This window comes from Arthrobacter sp. Bi26 (assembly GCF_918697925.1).
Taxonomy (GTDB): domain Bacteria; phylum Actinomycetota; class Actinomycetes; order Actinomycetales; family Micrococcaceae; genus Arthrobacter.
The window spans coordinates 1-2,636 of sequence record NZ_CAKKMF010000191.1; the positions used below are offsets into that span (position 1 = coordinate 1).

Annotated in this window: 3 protein-coding genes and 2 pseudogenes; all 5 read right to left on the reverse strand. The window is 66.0% G+C overall.

Annotated elements, in window-relative coordinates:
* Positions 1-279 (reverse strand): annotated as a pseudogene (locus tag LQV16_RS23340) (hypothetical protein); the annotation flags it as partial.
* Between the two features lie 88 nt (positions 280-367).
* The gene (locus LQV16_RS23345; protein ID WP_229996208.1) at positions 368-1,096 is read right to left on the reverse strand and encodes a DUF2071 domain-containing protein; all 729 of its coding nucleotides are present in this window, start codon (positions 1,094-1,096) and stop codon (positions 368-370) included.
* Between the two features lie 145 nt (positions 1,097-1,241).
* The gene (locus tag LQV16_RS23350; RefSeq protein ID WP_229996209.1) at positions 1,242-2,030 is read right to left on the reverse strand and encodes an isocitrate lyase/phosphoenolpyruvate mutase family protein; all 789 of its coding nucleotides are present in this window, start codon (positions 2,028-2,030) and stop codon (positions 1,242-1,244) included.
* Between the two features lie 40 nt (positions 2,031-2,070).
* On the reverse strand, positions 2,071-2,460 hold the full coding sequence (locus LQV16_RS23355; RefSeq protein ID WP_229996210.1) for a DUF1622 domain-containing protein: 390 nt from the start codon (positions 2,458-2,460) through the stop codon (positions 2,071-2,073).
* Between the two features lie 42 nt (positions 2,461-2,502).
* A pseudogene (locus LQV16_RS23360) lies at positions 2,503-2,636 on the reverse strand (SDR family NAD(P)-dependent oxidoreductase); the annotation flags it as partial.

A 2,636-nucleotide genomic window follows, 5' to 3' on the forward strand; every position in this document is an offset into this window, starting at 1 on the left:
GGACTGCTTCCGGGTCCGGTCCACAGCCGAAGCCGCCACCAGCTGCAGAAACTCCACCGTGCGCGAGAACTCCTCCACCCGTCCGGCGAAGTCCGACGCGGCCCGGAATCCCCACGACCCCGCGTCCTCCACCACCGTCCCACTCAACGCCTGCAACGCGGCCAGCGCCCCGTCCACGCGGTCCGCGCCGGACGGCCGGGGTTGCTGGACCGGGGCTGGGCCTTGGTCCGTGCCCCGCCCCTCTTCCTGGCAAGCAATGAAATCCCTGACGGCTTCCATAACCAGAGTCTGCCAAAGGGGTGTGACATTTTTAGCCCGCTCATGGGTAGGACCTGAGGCCCGCCGATTTCCTGCCACCGGGCAGTACTCAGGAGACGGGACTCAGGACTCGTGGCCAGCCAAACTGGGTGCGGACTCCCGGCGAATACAGCACGGACTCCGGTGGTCCAGCGACATGGATGCCGGCCGCGCCGACGAGGTCGTCCTGAAGTAGGGTCAATTGCGCCCGGTACAACGGCCATGCACTGTGCGTATTGGGGATGTACAGGGTCCGGTTCTTGAATCGAGAATGCAGGCCGAACCGTGCCGTGAGGTGGATGGACAGCGCGTCGGTCGCTTCGTCGTCGGGCTTCGGGACGACGGCGAAGTCGCTCCGGGCGCCGCCCCGGAATCGGCGCACGGAATACCCAGCGGTCCCTCCGGCTCCGGCCGACCCAGCGGCAGCGAAAGCGGTGCGCCCCTCGGAATCCAATGCGGAATCCAGAGAATCAGTACCAAGGAAGCACGTCCGCGACCACACGTAGGGAATCCCGGCCGCCCGCGCTGCCAGCACCACCGCCAAGCGTGAAGCATCCAGACTGCGGAAAACCACACCCCGAGTACCGTCCGGCTCCCGGGAGTAGAGGCGCACGTTGATCTCGTTGAAGCTTCCGAAATAGGGGATGCCAGGACCGCGGCCAAGCCCGGCACGCTGCATGCGGAAGCCGATCAGCCCCACCCAGGCCGATCCGTCGAAGATGTCCGGCGCGACGCCCGGTGGCATGTACGCCGCCGCCACTGCCTCAGGGATGCGCCAGTGCAGGAAGACTGCGTCCATCCATCGCTGGTCCATAATGATCGGCGCCGGAAGCTCGGGTGACTCCGGCCAAGGATCTACGTCCAATCGGATCAGCTCCCTTCGGTTGGCAGGGTGAGTCGCCATGGTGAGTCGCCACAGTGAGAACGTCAGGAAAACACGCCGGTCAGTTCAGTGCCCGGGTGCCTTCAGGAAGAGACCCGCCTGCTAGCAGCGCCGCCGTCGCGTCGGCCAACGCCGTCAGCGCCACGCGCTGGGTCCACGGGCCGTAGGAAATGCGGGCAACGCCAAGTTCCTGCAGTTTGGCCGGAGCCAGTGAACCGGGCACATTGATGACCGACACCTTGTTCCAGCCAATCCCTTCCACCAGCGCGGTGACGGTAGCCTCGTCCAGCAGGCCCGGCACGAACACCGTGGTCGCACCCACTTCGAGGAAGGCACGGCCGCGCTCAATGGCATCGGCCAGCACCGCGGCAGGGTCTCGGTCCTTGCCCTTCAAAAAGGCGTCGGTGCGGGCGTTGAGGACGAACTCGATCCCCTCAGCCTCGGCTGCACGCACCGCAGCACGCATCTGCGCAACGGCATCGGCGAGCGGGCGCATCTGGTCTTCGATGTTGGCTCCGACAGCGCCGGCCCCGATCGCCTTGCGCACCGTTTCCCCGGGGTTCCCGTAGCCCGCTTCGAGGTCAGCGCTGACGGGCAGCGACGTAGCGGCGGCAATCAGCCCGACGGCGGCGATCATCTCGTCCACCGGGATCTTCTCGCCGTCTTCGTAGCCGCGGGACGCTGCGATGGAGTGGCTGGCCGTGGCCAGCGCCTTGGTACCAGGAACGTCGCCGACCACTTTCGCGGTGATCGCGTCCCAGACATTGATGACTTGGAGGATCTCCGGGGCTTGGTGGAGACGGAGCAGCTCGGTGGCTTTGGAGGCACGGGAACGCGCGTAGTCAGTCATGGCGCGAGCCTAGCCGGGCGCCGCGCCACCCGGAAGGGTTTCAGCCAGCCGCGGAAGTGTCGGAGGAATGCTCGCGCTTAGTCTGCCAGGGCCAGCGTCCGGTGATTTCAAGCTCGAGCGAGAAGCTCAGGAAGGTCCGGATGAGCACAATAATGGCCAGCACGCCGACGCCCTCGAAGGTTGGTGTGACGGCGACTGAACGGATGATGTCGGCCGCGACGAGCAGTTCGAGCCCGAGGAGGATGGAGCGGCCCAGCAGTTGCCGGTAGGAGCGGTAGACGGAGAGTCGCGCGGAGCCGGCCGGCAGGCGTTCCGGCTGGAATCCCCGCAGCGCCATGGGGATGGACACGAGGGCGCCGATTACCATAACGGCCACGCCGGCGAAGTCCATGAAGCGGCCGGCCGTCTCGATAATGTGCTGAAGATCCATGGTTCCCCTCAGAGAAGTGGGTGGTGAATTTCACATCAGGACTTACGGGTGCCGGACGCCTTTGCCGGCCAGAATGGCCCGGTAGCCTTCTCGGAAACTTGGGTACTGCAACTCGAAACCGGTGCTGCGGAGCCGTCCGTTGCTAGCTCGCTTGTTTCCGCCCCGCGACGGTTCCC